The 13,521-nt window shown below is 67.8% G+C and carries 11 protein-coding genes; 7 read left to right on the top strand and 4 right to left on the bottom strand.

What is annotated here, in order from left to right:
- Positions 1–28 precede the first annotated feature (28 nt).
- Together Pma05_RS39755 and Pma05_RS39750 are read right to left on the bottom strand one after the other, a co-directional pair.
- Positions 29–1,315, bottom strand: a complete 1,287-nt coding sequence (locus Pma05_RS39755; protein WP_239314110.1) for a recombinase family protein — start codon at positions 1,313–1,315, stop codon at positions 29–31.
- 469 nt (positions 1,316–1,784) lie between these two features.
- Positions 1,785–3,434 (bottom strand): DUF2399 domain-containing protein, encoded by a 1,650-nt coding sequence (locus tag Pma05_RS39750; RefSeq protein WP_203862708.1) that lies wholly within the window; start codon positions 3,432–3,434, stop codon positions 1,785–1,787.
- A 693-nt stretch (positions 3,435–4,127) separates the two neighbouring features.
- Between Pma05_RS39750 and Pma05_RS39745 the strand changes: the two genes are divergently transcribed.
- The 5 genes from Pma05_RS39745 (at position 4,128) to Pma05_RS39725 (ending at position 8,809) form a co-directional block, all read left to right on the top strand.
- Positions 4,128–5,468, top strand: a complete 1,341-nt coding sequence (locus Pma05_RS39745) for a golvesin C-terminal-like domain-containing protein (protein WP_203862707.1) — start codon at positions 4,128–4,130, stop codon at positions 5,466–5,468.
- Between the two features lie 177 nt (positions 5,469–5,645).
- Positions 5,646–6,860: an urease accessory protein UreH domain-containing protein gene (locus Pma05_RS39740; RefSeq protein ID WP_203862706.1), complete on the top strand. Its 1,215-nt coding sequence runs from the start codon at positions 5,646–5,648 to the stop codon at positions 6,858–6,860.
- Between the two features lie 314 nt (positions 6,861–7,174).
- Positions 7,175–7,498: a hypothetical protein gene (locus tag Pma05_RS39735; protein WP_203862705.1), complete on the top strand. Its 324-nt coding sequence runs from the start codon at positions 7,175–7,177 to the stop codon at positions 7,496–7,498.
- 388 nt (positions 7,499–7,886) lie between these two features.
- Positions 7,887–8,129, top strand: coding sequence for a hypothetical protein (locus tag Pma05_RS39730; RefSeq protein ID WP_203862704.1), 243 nt, complete (start codon positions 7,887–7,889; stop codon positions 8,127–8,129).
- 209 nt (positions 8,130–8,338) lie between these two features.
- The gene (locus Pma05_RS39725) at positions 8,339–8,809 is read left to right on the top strand and encodes a hypothetical protein (RefSeq protein ID WP_203862703.1); all 471 of its coding nucleotides are present in this window, start codon (positions 8,339–8,341) and stop codon (positions 8,807–8,809) included.
- A 160-nt stretch (positions 8,810–8,969) separates the two neighbouring features.
- On the opposite strand, the gene Pma05_RS43210 is transcribed toward Pma05_RS39725, so the two are convergent.
- Complete coding sequence (locus tag Pma05_RS43210; protein ID WP_239314109.1) at positions 8,970–9,860, bottom strand: hypothetical protein; 891 nt, start codon at positions 9,858–9,860, stop codon at positions 8,970–8,972.
- Between the two features lie 23 nt (positions 9,861–9,883).
- Positions 9,884–11,125 carry a hypothetical protein gene (locus tag Pma05_RS39715; protein ID WP_203862702.1) on the bottom strand — a complete coding sequence of 414 codons (1,242 nt, stop codon included), beginning with the start codon at positions 11,123–11,125 and terminating at the stop codon, positions 9,884–9,886.
- A 1,041-nt stretch (positions 11,126–12,166) separates the two neighbouring features.
- Between Pma05_RS39715 and Pma05_RS39710 the strand changes: the two genes are divergently transcribed.
- Both Pma05_RS39710 and Pma05_RS39705 read left to right on the top strand, forming a co-directional pair.
- Positions 12,167–12,469, top strand: a complete 303-nt coding sequence (locus Pma05_RS39710; RefSeq protein WP_203862701.1) for a hypothetical protein — start codon at positions 12,167–12,169, stop codon at positions 12,467–12,469.
- Positions 12,459–13,493: a tyrosine-type recombinase/integrase gene (locus tag Pma05_RS39705; protein WP_239314115.1), complete on the top strand. Its 1,035-nt coding sequence runs from the start codon at positions 12,459–12,461 to the stop codon at positions 13,491–13,493. The genes Pma05_RS39710 and Pma05_RS39705 overlap by 11 nt, the downstream gene beginning before the upstream one ends.
- The last annotated feature ends 28 nt before the right edge of the window (positions 13,494–13,521 follow it).

Below are 13,521 nucleotides of genomic sequence, written 5' to 3'. Positions count from 1 at the left end.
TTGGGTATCGGTTTGTGTCTCGGACACGTTAACCCCCACCAAAGCCGTTCATGTTCGAGCGGTTCGGGTGGGGGTCGTTGCTTCTGGCCTGGAATTCGTGCCGTCGACGGCTGCCGGTCGAGGGTGATTGTGTCGGCGTCGCAGGTGATGGTGATCTGGTTCGCCCGCAGGTACGCGGCGGTAGCTCGCGCGTCGTCGCGGACTTCCGTCGTTCGCTGGTCGAGTTGCCGTGCGACGCGGGCGAGGAGCAGGTCTTCGCGTAGGTACAGCGGTTTCGGTCGGCCGGGTAGCGGCGGGCTGGCGCTGGTGTGGCCATGTCGGCACCGATATCCGGGCCGTCCGTGCACCAGTGCGCGTCGGCTCGTCGGCCGCAGGTACGGCAGATGACCAGTCCGGTGAGCAGGTACCGGCGCGGCTGGCCGTCCTCCGGCGTGGCGATTGCGTTCACCGTTTGGGCCTTGACGAAATCCGCCTCGCTCACCAGCGGCCGGTGCACCGACCGGGCGGACAGCACCCACTGGTCCCGTGGATTCCACCGCCGTACCGATCCTCGACTGGTGCGCCGGTCCCCCGGCTCGGTTTCCTGATGGTCGGTGTACTGCCGGTTCCACACCTGCCGCCCCGTGTAGCGGGGGTTGGCGAGGATCTCCGCGACCGTCCGCACCGTCCACCCTTCCGCTGTCCGGTGCCAGTTGCGGCTGCGGTCGTACTCCGATGGTGACGGCACGCCCAGGTGGTTCAGGGTACGGGCGATGCCGCCGGCACTGGTTCCGGCAATCCGCTGCGCGAAGATCCACTGCACGTGTCGTGCGGTGACCGGGTCGGGGGCGAGTCGATGCAGTCGGCGTCCCCAGCGGGCGTCGGCGGTGTTCGGGTGGGGTCCGGCGTCGACGAGGCGGTAGCCGTAGGGTGGTCGCCCGCCCAGGTGCCGGCCCTGATCGCGGACCTGCGCGCGCATGGCCATCGTGGTGCGGAACCGGGCACGGAGGACTTCCCGTTTCGACTGGTGCCCAAGCAGCATGACCAGGGCCTGATGGGTGGGATCGTTCAGGTCGACGGGCCCGCAGGTCTCGGGAAGCCACAGGCGAACCCCGTGAACGGCCAATACTGCGGCGACGGGGATGAACTGGTCACCGTGGAAAGCTCGCTCGTACTCGCCGACGATCACCGCGTCGAACACCCGGCACTGCTGGGTGGCGGCGGCCAGCAGTGCGGCGGCTTGCGGGCGGGCATGCCACGGCAGACGACGCGAGCAGCCGATGTCGAAGTACTCGCTGACGATCTCACCCTGCTCGGCCACGGTCCGGTTCGCCAAGTCGAGTTGCCAGGCCCGCGACGAGACAGCGTCCTGATACTCGGCGGTGGAGATCCGTCCATAGAACGCGAATCGCAGGAGACCGACAGCAGGTGGTGGTCGGTGCCCTCGAACTCTGGGCTCGGCTTGTGAGGAGTGCAGCCACCCGGCCAGGAGATCGGGCTGATTGACGCCTGCCGCACTGCCCATGGAGATCACCTCGCTGCAATACCTCAGCCTGTCCAACGAACCAGGAAGGTAGCGATGACGTGGCCGGACCAGCCGAACCGGGAGGCACATCAAGTTGTCAACCGGTGACGTAGAGTTGACCATAAATGGGGTTGACTGACTCGGCGCGAAACCGGGGCACCATCCACCGCTGCGCCACCGCGATCAACGACGGGCTTCGGCAACTCGGCGGCCTCGGCGTCTACGAGACCCCCACCGCCCTACCCGACTTTGAACACATCGAAATCTGGCTACATCACGGCTACTCCGGCGTGCTTCCGTTCGTAAGGTCCACGAGGAGGGTCTCGATGAGGCTCTCCTCGTAGGCAGCCAGCCCGCAGTACTCCATGGCGTGCCGAAGTGCGGGGTCCCACGATGTGGCCGGCAACGCACCGGGTCGTAGCCGGGTCCGGTCATCGACGGGCGTGGTGGCGAGACTCGCCTCGTAGTCGGCGGCTCCCATGCGCCACGGCCGAGCGGCCGGTACACCCTTCAGGAGGGCGGCGACATGCTGGAGGCCTGCCTGGTCGAAGTCCGCGCGCGCGGCGATCAGCCAACCGGCGTCCGCGAGCCTGCCGATAGCGGCGATTTCGAGCGCGGACGGTGTCCCGACGGTGCACAGCAACCGGACAGCATCTGCCGTCTCGGCCGCCGCCGCAACGCGGTCGGCGGCTGCGGTGACGACGGACGGGTTCTCCGTGACGAACACGCACCCTCCGGGTCCGGACGGTGCCGGCCAGGCGCAGCGGGCAAGTTCGCGGGGTGGCAGGGTGACAACGGCATCCGCAGGGATCGACCAGCCGGCCGGGTAGATCCCGAGCGCGAGGAGCCCACCGGTCAGGTCGTCGCAGTCGACACCGACGGCTGCCCAGGCTGCGCGGGGCGGCAGACCGGCTTGCACCGCGCCGGCTGCGGTGAGAATGGCCAACACCAGCCCGGGCAATGGCCCGGTGTCGAGCGCGTGCGGGAAGCGGGTGACCCCATCAGCGAGCCGACGCCGGTCGACCCGTTCACCGCCGGCCGGAAGCGCTGCGATGACGGCTGCGGCCTGGTCGATGAGGAGCCGGCCGTCGTCCATGCCGATCAGCCGGCTGATCCACCCCGTGCGCTGCAGGGCCGGCCACACAATCGCCATGTCGGGGTGGACCGGTGCCGGGCCGGGTATCCGGTCGAACGCCTCGACCGCCTGTTGTCGTAGCTGAGCAAGCGCGTCGTGGCGTCTGGCCTTGTCGCGAACACGCTCGCCAAGGCTTTGTTCGATGACGTGGGCTGCGACCATACCCGGTGTGAGCCGGGGGTGGTGTGCCGTCAGCCGTGCGGTGAGGTCGGCGAGGTTGACTCTGATCTTCTGACCGCTGCGAGGGCTTCGACCGCCGAGCAGCCCGAGGGCGGCGGCGCGTTCCGCCCGGCTGCTGGGGGCGGTGACGGTCGCGGTGCCGCTCGCGAGATCTCGGTAGCCGCGTCGGTCGCCGATGTCCGCGAGCTGCTGCCAGATCCAGTCGATGTGTGGACCGCGCACCGTCCGGAAGTCGATCCCGTCGCAGTTCGCCCCGCACCATGGACAGGTCCCGTCGAGTGCTGTCACCCCGCCTCCCGCGCGGTGTCGCCGGGCAGCGGGTGGAGCCCGCGGACGAGCATGGGGAACGCGACGACTGAGGGTGGAGATCGAGGCCAGGTAGACGCCTTCGTCGAGCAGCGTCGCGAACGCCTCTGTCGGGGTGGTGTCAACGAACCGGTCGCTGTCGAGCACGGCCAGCACGTGGGCGCGTTCGGCGTCGGACAGCCGGTTCGCCGGCGCCGGCCGAGACGTCGGTGCGCATGCCTGCGGAGTACGGAAGCGTCGGTGGGCGGTGCTGCGGGCGATCCCGGTCAGCCGGGCCGCTGTACGGGTCGACGTCTGCGCGGCCAGCAACGCCGTGTAGGCATCGGTCAGAGCCCGGTCGGCTTGGTGTCGGTGTCTGCGCTCTCGGAGATCTCGGCCAAGAGCGCGTGTGCCCATCGTGCCCGACGGACAGTTGCGCGCTGGAAATCGTCATCGAGAGAAGATCCATCCTCGCCCCGGGAGGGCTACTTGCTCTGAACCGCTCGTCTCACCCAACCCTGACACCCAGGGCTTCGGGCGGTCCTTCACGGCGACGCTGCGTTGACATGACAGGCAAGTCATCCCAAAAGCCAGCCACCTGGCCACGTTGCTACGACGCACCGGCCGGTCGATCCTGTGGTCCGTCGGGGGACGCCGCCTTGCTGCTCGGCAAACATACCTTAGATGGCAATCTATGGAGCTATCTTTCCATCGAGCCCTGTGTTTGGTTAAATAACTTCACTCGCTGCTGCAGGGACGGAGCCTGCGTGACTACGCCGGCCCCCCGGGTCGGAGGTGCGCTACCGGTTCACCACTAACGGCGCCAACCCGGCGATCGTGGTCCGCGGCTACACCATCGGCTGCGCCACCCGCACCGTCCGCGTCGCACGCCAACGGAAATCTGCCGGGACGACACGACGCAACGGTTCCGACCACCAGGAGCAAGACTGGTCACGCCGCCCCAGATCCATAAGCCTCGCCGTGCCACGGTTCAGCTCCACCATTCGACAAAGGAAGGTAGGAATGAGGATCACCAAGACCACCCGCGTTCTCGGTGCCACGTTCGCCATGCTCCTGGCGACGGCCTTATGCGGCCCCGCGGCGGCGGCACAGGCTGAAGCCGCGGAGAGCTTCACCATCGTGATGCTGCCGGACACCCAGTACGCCTCCGAGTACTGGCCCGAGGTGTACAGGGCGCAGATGCAGTGGGTGGACGACCAGCAAACCGCCAGGAACATCAAGTACGTGCTGCACGTCGGTGACGTAATCGACAACTCCGACCAGCTGGCCCAGTGGAACAACAGCAAGAGTGCGATGGGCCTGCCCACCGATGACGTGCCCTACATCATCGGCCCTGGCAACCACGACTTGGACTCGGTTTCCACCCGCGCGACGACAAGGTACAACACCCACTATCCACGATCCACCTTCACCGCGCTGCCGTCGTTCGGTGCGACATATCCCGCCACCCAGAACGACAACGCCTACCACACCTTCAACGCGGGTGGAATGGACTGGCTGGTCGTGGCGATGAAGTACGCGCCCAGCGACGCAGAGATCGCCTGGGCGAACTCGGTGGTGTCGGCACATCCCCAACATAACGCCATCTTGGTCACCCACGCCTATCAGAACGGCATTACAAAGGACACCAATGGCAACAACCTGTGGACCAAGCTGGTCAGCAAGCATGCCAACTTCAGGCTCACGTTCTCCGGCCACTACGTCAACGCCGGTGTGATCACCCAGCAGGGGGTGAACGGCAACACCGTTCACCAGATCCAGGCCGACTACCAGAACGCTTCCCAACGCGACCCCAACAGCTTCATGCGAGTCATGACGTTCAATCCGAGCACCAACAGCTTGGACATCAAGACCTACTCGCCCTTCCTCGACAGCTACAAGACCGACGCAGCGAACCAGTTCGCCCTCAACATCAAACCCGTCCCTCCGGCGTGGAGCACCATCGTCGACAACACCACCGCGGACCGGTTCACCGCGAGCGCGAACTGGGGGTTGTCTTCGTATTCGAGCCAGCGGTACGGCGCGGACTATCGCTTCGCCGATCCGGTCCTGGCCAGCGATTCCGCCTGGTACAAGGTGAACATCCCGGAGACGGGAACGTATCAAGTAGCGGTCTGGTATTCGGCCAACGCCGGCTACAACGACTCGACCCCATACGTCATTGTGACGCCGAGCGGCAATCAAGTCGTAAACGTCAACCAGCGCGTTAACGGCGGCAAGTGGGTTTCACTCGGCAACTTCACGTTGGCCGCCGGTGACGACAACAAGGTGGGCGTCAGTCGCTGGACCGCCGGCACCGGATATGTCATCGCCGACGCAGTGAAGATTACCCGCATCAGCTGAAGAGCAGCGTCCCTGCAACAAATGGTCCGAACCTGGAAGCGCACTGCCCCTTTTGTGAAGGTGCGGCGGTCCGCCGCACCTTCACCAACATCGCCGCTGCATTCACCGGAATCCGCGACGACGGGCTCGCCCCTCCCCTCGACCATGTGAGCCAACAACCGCCACGGAGTGTGTCTCGTGATCCCCACGATCCTGCTCAGCGCGGCTATCGCCGCCCACCCGCTGACCCCGTTCTCGGTCGACCAGCTGGTCGAGCTGACGCTGCACAAGGATCGCATCGATGTCGTCGCCGTGCTCGATGTTGGCGAAGTGGCGACAAAGCAGCTTACGCCGGACTGCGCTACCTTTGCCTCCAAACTCGAGGCGCGCGTCGGAGCCGCGCCTCTGCAATGGACCGTCCAATCACGGGAGCTGAAGCGGCAAGGCGCCACCGGCGTCGAAACCAGCCGGCTCACATGCAGGCTGTCGGCCCCGGCCACACTCGGCACACCGGCAACCGTCTCAGTGGTGAACCGGTACCTGACAGATCGTGTCGGCGCCAACCAAATCGTGGTGGCAGGCGCCGGTGTCTCCCTACCGACAGACCTGCCGCCGTACGAGCGGTCGGCGCAGCTGACCTTGCAGTCCGGAGCTGACGCAACCGCGTCCGCCGCCGCTCCCACGCCGCAACGCGGCTGGCTGCAGCGCGGCGAGGCTTGGCTGGCCGGCGCCATCGGAGACCCGTCCCCGCACGTCCTGCTGCTCGCCGTGCTCATGGCGGCGCTTCTGGGCGCTGCGCACGCAGCACTTCCCGGGCACGGCAAGACCGTGATGGCCCTGTATCTGGCCGGCCGGCAAGGACGACGGCGCGACGCGGTCATCGTCGGCGGGACCGTCACCCTCACCCACACCGCCAGCGTGCTGATACTCGGCATCGCCACCACCGCGTTCGCCGGCCTGGCCGCCGAATCCGTGCTCAAATGGCTCGGCGTGGCCAGCGGTATCCTGATCACCGCCATAGGAGCAGGCATCCTCATCAGCGGTCTGCGCCACCGGCATACCCATCACCACCACGGGCCGCATCACCACCACCATGACCATCACCATCACCACGACAGCCGCCCCAACAGCCTCGCGGCCCTTGGTATCGCCGGTGGCCTCGTACCCAGCCCCACCGCTTTGGTCGTCTTGCTCGGCGCGGCAGCGCTCGGTCGTCTCTGGCTCGGCATCATTCTGATAATCGTCTATGGCTTAGGGATGGCTGGCGCGCTGACCGCCGCGGGACTGTTGCTGCTGCGGGTACGCGACCGCTGGGCATGGCTTGGCCGACTTACCGTGCCGGCGGAAGCAACCGGCTCGGTCATCATCGTGTTGGGATTCGGCCTGGCCGCCCGAGCCGTGTTCGCTCTCTGAGCCCAATCCGTTTCAACTTGAACCCCGCCCCGCCCGACGCATTGAACGGACAGAATGGAGTTTCCATGCGACTCGAAACAGGACGGCTGCTCGGCACCGCTCTCGTAGCTCTCACGCTAGCGAGTGCATCCGCATGCGGCGAAGCGACTCCGACCGCGTCGTCACGGTCGACCGCATCCACCGGCCCGAGCATACCGGCCGACCCGACCGCATCGACGGGCCCCACCGTGTCCGCTGAAGCGGGCACGTCCGCAGGTCCAGCCTCGCCCGATGGAACGCGCGACCCGAAGACCGCCCCCGCATGCGATGCCGTGATGAAGGCTCGCAAGACCGCCCTCGAGGCGCTTGCTCCGGTGGCCGCGGTTCTTTCCCAGAGCGGACTTTCGAAGGAAGACCTTGCCAAGGCCACGAATGACCTGAATGCGCCCTACACCGCCATGCATGTTAACGTGGCCGCAGCCGCCGAACTCACCGGCGACCCGCAGCTCAAGGCGAAGATCTCCGCGTACCAACTGGCGGTGGAGCAGGCGATCGTCGCCGTCGAAGGATCCGACAGTGATCAGGCGAAGCTTAAAGCCGTGATCGAGTTGCCCGCGATGCGAAGCGCCGAGAAAGCCGTCGTTGCTGCCTGCTCCTGAGAAGAACTCGTACTCTGGCAGGTCAAGTGAATGCGGCGACGTCAGACGGTGGCGGGCCGTACGCTACCCGCGCGGGAGACTGACGAGTGCACGAGCTGGCGGCGCGGCCAGGTGGCCGGCACCGTCAGCTTGTGCCGTTCGTAAACCCGGCTCTGGCTGCGCTGCCTGCGAGTATTCGCTGATCATGCTGTGCAGGATTTTCCAGCGGCGTACCCTGATCTCGGTCAGGTCGGCCACCGGTGGCAGGGACGAGTCAACGGCCGGAGGGCGTTGAACGCAGCCCTGGTGCGACCGATGCTCGTTGTAGTGCCTGACGTACTCGTCAATGACCTTCAAAGCCCTACGCAACGTCAGCCTGTGCCCTGGAAGATCGACACGGTTCAGCCACGTGACGCTCCCCGTCGAGCGCCACACCGTGGTGCTGGAACGGCTCCGCGACGAGTGGACCGCGAAGGGGTATGAGCTCAAGAACTTCCGGGTCCTGCCCGGGGGCGCCGGTGCCGAGTTGGATCTGGTCAACCCCGTCGACGGCTTCCAGTTCTCCTGGACGACCTCGGGTGACCGGGTCTGGATCGCCCTGATCGTGATGTCCCCCTGCGTCCGCTCGCCGGACGGCAAGTACCCGGGCTGACGGAGGTACCCGGCCGAACGGTCGAATCAGCCGGAGCCGACGTTGCCACCCGCTCTTCCGACAACGCACCCCGGCCGCGCGATCTGTCAACAACATCGCTGCTCAGATTCGACAAGCCCGACCGTCACCGTACGAATCTGTACGGGCGCGGTCAGTCGACCTATCCTGGTGGGACCCCTCGAAGCGGGCGGTCGGTCGGGAGGCGGCCGATGGCGTCATCTGCACCACCGGCTCGGTCTCTCGGCTGGATCCGCCGGACGATGTGCCTGCTCACCCTGCACTCCCACGCGGAGTTGCCGCATCTGACAGCGACCGATCCCGCCAACCCGTGCGGCCGGCAGCCGCGCTGCGGCTGTGGTCGCACCTTGCTGCCCGCCCGGACCGTGCACGACTACGGCGAGGCCGGCGACGGAGACCGGCTCTCTGAGCGCGTCAAGGTCTGCGGTCGGTGCGGGATCGAGGAGCGGTGGCTCACGCACACGACGCAGGGCCTGCGTACCGTCCCGCTCCGGGAGGTGCCGGCGCACCGCCGTCGGGGCTACGACATCTCCGACTGCCAGTACGCCTTTCTCTGCGTGGTCTGCGGCGACATCCGCCGGCTCGACGAGCACCACGACTGGCACACGGATTGGTGGGGACGGAAGTGCCGGCACTGCGACCTGACGTTCTACGACGACTGAGTCTGTTCATCGCTTGCGGGTTGTGTCGGAGGGGCTGGAAGGGCGAACGGCGCGAACCGGCTCGGCAGGGGTAGGAAGTCGCCAACGGTTTCACCACCCTCGACGCGCGAGAAACGCCGGACCGTCCTGGACGGGAGTACGTCTTCGTGGCGCAGCGGGGCTACCAGCGGGCGGATGTGACCGTGCCCGCGTACTCGCCGAGCAGGTCGGCGTACATACCAACGTCCATGGTGTCGTAGTGGCAGCGTTCGACGATCCGGTTGAGCCGCTCGGCGATCTCGTCCGGGTCAAGGTCGAGGCGTTCGCACAGGTCACGGTGTACGCCCACGAGCGGCTCAGTGATCTCCTCCGGTTCGGTGCGGGTGATGTGGTAGGCGTCGCGGAGGTGTCCGGATAGTTCGTCCCAGACGAGGATGGCCTCCTCGACCAATTCAAGCGCAGTAGGGGTCGCGGGGCGGGCGCACAGGATCTCGACCTCGGCAGCCAAGCGGTGCCCGGCGGCCTCCACATCAGAAATCTGCCACCTGCTACCGGTGGTCACCTTCGACGCGTCCCGGACAGCAGCGCGGAAATCGGCGAGACCGGACTCGTCGGCGCCGTTGAGCATGCCGGCCTCGCCCAGCAACAGGGTGGCGAACAGGCGGTCCCGAACCGCGTACCCCGCCACCAGGTCCGCCAACTGGCGGGGCGAGAGGCGCTGCACCGCCTCAAGGTACTGGGCGCGTTCGGGCTCCGCGGGGACGGCGCCGGGTGGGGTTGCGGCGCCGGAGAAGGCGACGCCCGCGGTGAACGCGGTCAACGCTGTCGCGACCGCATGCGCGCAAAGCTCATCCCCGATGATCCCGCAATCGCAATCGTCGGTAAACACCCCGTCAACGATGCCCACCCACGGCTGGAAGGCGGCACTGCGGTCGCGTATCACCGCCTGGAAACCGCCACCGGCCGGCTCCAACTCACCAACGCTGTCGTCGGTCAACAGCCGTGCCGCAGCCTCACCCACGGCCGTCGGGATCGAATCACGAAACGCCTCAACATCGATGCGGACCGCCACGGGCGTACACCCTACCGGTCGGGTCATAGCCGAGCGGCGTCGAGCTTGGCCAGGAACGTCGGCCGACGCTTGTGTTCTGCGCGTAACGCTCGCAGGTAGGCGTCGAACCGCGCGGTCTCGCTGGTGGCCGTGTACGCCTCGCGTAGGCTGCACAGCAGCGTGATCGCCTTGTCGTAGCGGCGTTTGTCGTACGAGTCCAGCAGTTGGGCGTCGATGAGCGCCCGATAGGGTTCCCGCACCTCGGCCGGGTGGGTCCGCCGCCGTAACTCCAGCAGCTCGACGCGTTGCCGGGCGGGCAACTCGTCCAGGCGCGCCAGCCCGGTGTGCCACGCCTCGTCGTCACGACCGGCCAGCACCAGCACGTCGATCAGATCGGGCAGGTAAACCTCCTGCCGTGCGGCGCGGTCACGCACCACCGCCAACGCCCACTCGGTGTGCGCGGCATCCCGGTCGGTCTCGGCCACCGTCGCCAGCAGCGACCGGAAGTTGTCGATCGCCGGCCGGCCACCGAACGCCGCCCGGCGTTCGGCCACCGCCGCCTCAGGTCCACCAGTCTCGATCAGCAGCCGCACCAGCAGGTCGCGTAGCTTCACCGACTGGTAGCCGGACGGATACTCAACAAGCCCGCGTCGGGCCCAGTTGATCGCCTCGGCGAGCCGGTACGCCTGCGCCAGTACCCGTACGATCCGCCCGTACTGGTCGGCACTGACCAGGTGCTCCGCCAGTACCCGCACGTGGCGGTCCACGTCGCCGGAGACCTCGGCCAACTGCTCCCGCAGGTACCGCACCGCCCACTGCTGATGCCAGTCATCGGGGTCGGCCGCGGCGGCACGCTCGTCAACCAACCGTGCCATCTCGGTCAGGCCCTTCGCCCCCAACGCCGATGCCCACTCGCGCAGCACCACCGCCGGCCAGCCGGGGCCATCGCACACCAGCTTCACCAGCCACCCTGCCAGCCCAGCGGGCCGAGGCGGCGCGGCCCGGCACGCCCGGGCGTACACCTCCATCAGGTTCGCCAGGTCGTTGCCGAGCACCCCGGAGGAACTGTCCATGTACATCAGGGCGCTCGTCATCCGGTCGGCCGCCTTGCGCAGCACGGGCACCGCGACCGCCGCCTCACCCGCGTCGATCAGTCTCTGGCAGCGGTCCGCGACCTCACGCGCGGCCCGGGAGTAGGCATCCCGGCCCGCGTACGGGTCACGGCGACGATCCCGTCGCAACCGGTCCACCAGCACGGTCAGCTCGTTCGTATCCTTCGCCCTCACCGCTACATCACAGCAGAACACGCACGACAACTCGGGCAAGCCAAGCGGCATGACGCGGGGCCGCGCTGCCGCCGCGACGGCACGCTCACCAACCCCTCCCGCCGGCACCCGGCGAAGCCGGCGCGGGTCCGCGACTCCCCCGCCAGAATGGTGGGCAGCGCCCGAAGACAGCCGCCCGGATCACCCGCCAGCAGCATCGCCAGCCCGGCCCGCGCCCGGTCACGTACCGGGGCCACCCAGCCGGCAGTGCGCAGCACCAGCAACGGCACCAACTCCCCCGCCGGCCGCTTCAGCGTCGCCCTAACCGCTCGTTCCCGCACCCGCCCGTCGCCGTGCATGCTCGCCACCGCGACAGCGATCGGTCCGGCCGGTCCCGAGGCGAGCCGGGCGGCCAACCGCGTGAGACCCGGTGAGTAGTACGGCGAGCGCAGGGTCTCGCTTGAGCCACGTCACCCCGCCTTGGTGTCCCGACCCTCGATCACAGCGCAGCGACATCTCATGGCCCGCTTGGTAGTCGCTTGCCACGAGCATCCTCGTGGCAAGCGACACCTGGTCGCTCCGGCCCCGGCGGCGTCGCCAGACCTCGTGTCACCTCTGCATGGGACGGTGCGACCACAATGGCCCAGGTAGGCTGGCCATCAGCCGAGCGGGATAGCGCCGGAAAGCCGTGGCCCCCGTTGGGAATCGGTTCGTGTCGATCCTCGGACACCAGTCCTGGTGGAGCTTCACCAGACATGAACCAGATTCAATTCCGTGCCGGCATCTGCCCTGCATACCTGCAATAACACATGATTCTGTGCGTCGGCGGGTTGTGTGTCGCCGTCGGCGCGTCGCGCCGGTTCCGCGGTTGGGCCGGTCATGACACCAACCCGCCGCCGCGACCGCGAGCGACTCATCGGCGTGCTCATTCCGGCCCCGCTTCCCGACAGACCGCGCCCCGGTCCGGCGCCGATGCCGGCGTTGCCCGCACCACGTCCGCCAAGGGCCACCTCACTGGACGAGGTCTTGATCGGTATGGCGCGTCCGGACCGGTCCGGTCGGGTGACAGAACGCAGCCTGCTGGGAGCGTTGCGCTGGCCGGCGGGCCACCGCATCGACATCCACCCACAGCGGGAGATGCTGGTGCTCGCGTCAGCGCCAGCCGGACAACACGTGGTGGGCAGCCGAGGGGAACTGCCGTTACCGGCCAGCGCACGGCAGATGTGCGCGATCGTGCCGGGGCAGCCACTGCTGCTCGCCGCCCTGGTCGCCCACGATCTGCTGGTGATCCATCCGGCCAATACCGTCGTACGGCTGCTGGCCGACCTTCACGCGCAGGCGATCAGTGGTCATCATGTCGGCTAATCCCGCTCGTGTCGCTGCTGCGCGGCAAATGCTGGCCCATCTGGGCGTCACCGTCGCCGATCTGCAGGCCGAGCCCGGTCCGGGCCTGCCGACACTGGCCGAGTACCTGCCCCAGGTCGTCGCCGCGGCCGGGCCGGGTGCCCGCCGTACCTATGGCACCTACTGGCAGCGGATGGCCGCCGCGTGGGGCGACCGTCCCTTGGACGCTGTCGCAGCCAGCGACATCGAGGCCATGCAGCGACAGATCGCCGCGACCGCCCGGTCACGGCGCAACAGCCGCAACGGCCGCCACGCCGGCGAGCACGTGATCGCCGCCGCCCGCGCCATCTACAACCGGGCCATCGCCGACAGGCTCATCGATCCCGCTGCCAGCCCCGCCCACCGGGTGATCAAGCCCCGCCGACTACCGAGCACCCGCCGTGCCCTGACCCCCGATGAACTGGAGGCGATCAACCTTGCTGCTCGTACCAGCGGCAACGACGTCATCCTTGACGCCCTGGTGCTGCGTCTGCACACCGAGACCGCCTGCCGCCGCGGCGGCGCGCTCGGGCTACGGCTGAACGACCTGAACACCGACCGCGGGCTGGTGCGACTGACTGAGAAGGGTGCCACCCTGCGCTGGCAACCGATCACCCTCGACCTGGCCGCCCACCTCGACGAACACGCCCGCGCCCGTGGCGCGGCGCTGCCCACCGACCGGCTGCTGCGCTACCGCAACGGCCGGCCGATCACCAGCCGCCGCTACGACCACCTGTGGAAACGCATCGGCGAACAGTTACCGTGGGTGGCAGCCCAGGGCATCTCCACTCACTGGCTACGCCACACCACCCTGACCTGGGTCGAGCGCCACTTCGGCTACGGCGTCGCCCGCGCCTACGCCGGACACACCGACTCCACCGGCCCAGCCACCACCACGTACATCAATGCCGACCTACAAGCCGTCGCCACCGCACTCGCCGCCATGACCGGCCAACCACACCCACTGTCCGGGCACGGCTCGGAGCCCAGAACCAGATACGGCTAAACGTACAAGGCTGCACCGGGGCAGGGGG

It is taken from the genome of Plantactinospora mayteni, from assembly GCF_016862935.1.
GTDB lineage: Bacteria > Actinomycetota > Actinomycetes > Mycobacteriales > Micromonosporaceae > Plantactinospora > Plantactinospora mayteni.
Note: the sequence above shows the minus strand (reverse complement) of the source record. Positions and strands in the feature narration are given on the sequence as shown.

Coding starts and splice junctions, on each gene's coding strand:
- Pma05_RS39735 (WP_203862705.1), top strand. CDS start 7,175: ATGAAGGCTCGCAAGACCGCCCTCGAGGCGCTTGCTCCGGTGGCCGCG.
- Pma05_RS39745 (WP_203862707.1), top strand. CDS start 4,128: ATGAGGATCACCAAGACCACCCGCGTTCTCGGTGCCACGTTCGCCATG.
- Pma05_RS39725 (WP_203862703.1), top strand. CDS start 8,339: ATGGCGTCATCTGCACCACCGGCTCGGTCTCTCGGCTGGATCCGCCGG.
- Pma05_RS39705 (WP_239314115.1), top strand. CDS start 12,459: ATGTCGGCTAATCCCGCTCGTGTCGCTGCTGCGCGGCAAATGCTGGCC.